This window comes from Caballeronia sp. (assembly GCF_049581465.1).
In the GTDB taxonomy this organism is placed as follows: Bacteria; Pseudomonadota; Gammaproteobacteria; order Burkholderiales; family Burkholderiaceae; genus Caballeronia.
The window spans coordinates 1-2,793 of record NZ_JBAUSA010001229.1 but is presented as its reverse complement, the minus strand read 5'-3'; the positions used below and the strand labels follow the sequence as shown (position 1 = coordinate 2,793).

Sequence of the window (2,793 nt, the reverse complement as noted above, 5' to 3'; positions counted from 1 at the left end):
CTACGGCACGGGCGATCTGGCAGTAGACGCGTGCCGTCTGACACTTGGCCAGGATCGCATTCGGATGTTTTGGCGCGGCCCGGACGGTTTGGTTTTTGGCAGCTTCGGGCGGCTCAACGCATGGCTCGCAACCCGCGGCGAAACGCTGGTCTGCGCGACCAACGCAGGTATTTTCGGCGAGGACCTGCGGCCAATCGGCATGTATGTGGAAGGCGGTCGAATATTGCGGAGGCTCAACGTCCGCAAGCAGGCCTATGGCAATTTCTATTTGCAGCCGAACGGCGTTTTCCTGTTGTCGGCAAGCGAAGCGGCCATCGTCAATACGGACGACATTGCAACCGATCAGGACAACCGCCTTTCGTCCGCGCAATACGCTACCCAATCCGGGCCCATATTGCTACGCGACGCCAACATCAATCCCTTGCTCACTCAGGGCTCCAGCAACCGGGTAGTGCGCAATGCAGTGTGCGTAGTAACCAGCACTGAAATCGTGCTGGTCCGAAGCCGCGCCCCCATTAACTTCTATGACTTTGCCCAGCAACTGCGTGACAAAGTAGGGTGTCGGGACGCCCTATATCTGGACGGTTCGATTTCTCAACTCTATCCCTTTGGCAACAACAGCCTTGGCCCGAGCTTTGCCGCGATAATCGGCGCAACGACAACCAATACGCCGTAAGACAGGGACCTTCATCAACAATACTGGGGACTGCGCCGACTCGTTCTTTACTATCTTTTTACTTGCCACCGAAATTAGGATCTCTACAATATTTCGTACATCAAACAGGGAAGTGGTGCCATGCATAGCCGATGTCGTCGATTGTCGAATAGTCTCACTGCCTGACCGGCAGGACGTCCGCGTGCCAACTCTCTCAGCCGCCGTCCTGCCAACAGGCAGACGGTGCGCGCCTCAGTAGTCTTCTTCGTGCACCTTATCTAGAGCAACCTGGACGCCGGGTTTTCAAGCGTCCGGATGGCCGTGCCTTCGCGAGCGTGAATTTTCAACGCGTGTATGCGCCTGCTTGCACCATGGGGGCGGCTCGGCGTCTGGATAAGTGCGCGCGTGTCAAATCCGGGAAAGGAAGTAGCGATGAAAACCGTTGAACGCATTCGCGCGTTCGAACACGCACCGTGCCTGAGCGCGCATGAGATGGCGGCCCTCGTCCTGTTATGTCGCGGGCCAATCGAATTGAGGATGAGAAGTCCTGACGTAGTGGCGCTCCAAGAAGCTGGACTTGCCGAGCTCATTGAAGCGGAAATCGGAGAATCCAGATTCGCTATTACGAGCGAAGGAAACGCCGTGCTGCAGGCGTTGGGCGCGCTGAATGAGCGGTGGTGATGAAGCCGGGCCGCTCTTTTACTGCTGACGCAGGGACGGGCGCCTTGCCAGTGCAGGCGGCGTTCAAGCAGCCTTGTTTGGTTCATTTTCAAGTTCAATTTATATATTTAGCCATACTAATTAGTATCTTTGTCACGTATCAACGTTGCGTTATGCATTTTACGGAGGTCTCTCATGTTTGAAATTGACAAGAACTATAGTCGCGACTACATCCACGCTGTCTGTGGCGGCAGTAAGCAAGCTTTCCTTCCGACCAGGAATGGCAAGGTGGTCGCTGCCTGCCTGCGACCCGATCTCAACGCGCAAGCGCCTGATGTTATCGTCTGTAGCGACGGTGCTGCAGCGCGTGCCGCCGGAAGAACGCTCGCAAGACAGGCCGAGGCGATCCCTGTTTTCATCAAGCTCGAGACTGAACTGTTTCGCTACGTTGGCCAGTTCGCTGTAAGCGAATCACTGACCGCTCCGCTTGATTGTGCACCTTATGCTCACGAGAGTGGCTTCACAGTTGGCCAGGTTTCCCGCGTAATCAAGATGAACCGCTGCTAGCTTGCGCCAAGCGTATCGGAAACTATTGTTGAGATGCGAGACGGTTGATGGCGTATCTAGACGACTTGTTTGCCTGGATACGCCGAGTGCACGTCGCGCGGATTCGCTTGCAGTCGCGCCGCGCACGGAGGTAAAAGTCCGTCACGTAGTCACGCAGCCGGAGACTGCCTGCTGCTCGCGGCGCAGCGTATTGCTGATCTCGAATATCCCGGTCATCGCACACGACGACCGTCGCAGGAACCCGTTTAGAACGTGTGACGCAGGCCGATACGAACAGCCAGTTGCGTATTCGCGCCGGCGGCCGGCAGATAGTTGCTCGAGCTGGCGCCGATCTGTGCCTGCAGGTCGGTGTTCTTCGACGTCTTGCCTGAAGCGTCCTGGTAGATGCCCAGCAGGTACACGTCGGTGCTCTTGCTCAGGTTGTAGTCAATGCTCGCGTCAATCTGGTTCCAGTGACCGTTGGTCAGATCCTTGGCCTGCATGTACGTGTACCCGAGCGCGCCGGTCAGTGCCGGCGTGAATAAGTATTTACTGCCCGCTTCATATGCATCGAATGTCGTCATGTGGCCCGTTACCTGCTCGATGTCCGTGTGGGTCCACAGTGCCCACATCGTTGCAGCGCCGATCGAGTACCTGGCGCCCACGCCTGCCGTGGCCAGGTCGCGTGCGGTACCGGTGATCGCCGAATTCGCGAGCGTCGTCGAGAAGGTGGTCGGCGATGCCGAGCCCGGGAAGCGGATGTCCGTGTACGCTGCGCCGATACCGAACGGGCCGTTGGTGTAGTTCAGGCCGAAGCTATACGCAGACGACGAACCGGTCGTTCCCGGTGCGCCTGCAAACGCGCCAGCCTGGTTCGAGAAGCCGTACATTGCACCGAACGTCAGGCCCGAGAAGTTCGCGCTGTTGAACTT

Annotated in this window: 4 protein-coding genes; 3 read left to right on the top strand and 1 reads right to left on the bottom strand. The window is 57.5% G+C overall.

Going from position 1 to position 2,793, the window contains the following annotated elements; genetic code table 11:
- The 3 genes from WCA53_RS30015 to WCA53_RS30005 all read left to right on the top strand — a co-directional run.
- A partial coding sequence (locus tag WCA53_RS30015) for a phosphodiester glycosidase family protein (protein ID WP_423919911.1) occupies positions 1-676 on the top strand: 676 nt, incomplete at its 5' end.
- A 411-nt stretch (positions 677-1,087) separates the two neighbouring features.
- Entirely contained in the window at positions 1,088-1,336 is a 249-nt protein-coding gene (locus tag WCA53_RS30010; protein ID WP_423919908.1) for a hypothetical protein, read from the top strand.
- A 174-nt stretch (positions 1,337-1,510) separates the two neighbouring features.
- Positions 1,511-1,882, top strand: a complete 372-nt coding sequence (locus WCA53_RS30005; protein ID WP_423919905.1) for a hypothetical protein — start codon at positions 1,511-1,513, stop codon at positions 1,880-1,882.
- A 245-nt stretch (positions 1,883-2,127) separates the two neighbouring features.
- Here the strand turns inward: WCA53_RS30005 and WCA53_RS30000 are convergent.
- The coding region (locus WCA53_RS30000) for a porin (RefSeq protein ID WP_423919902.1) at positions 2,128-2,793 on the bottom strand (666 nt) is incomplete at its 5' end.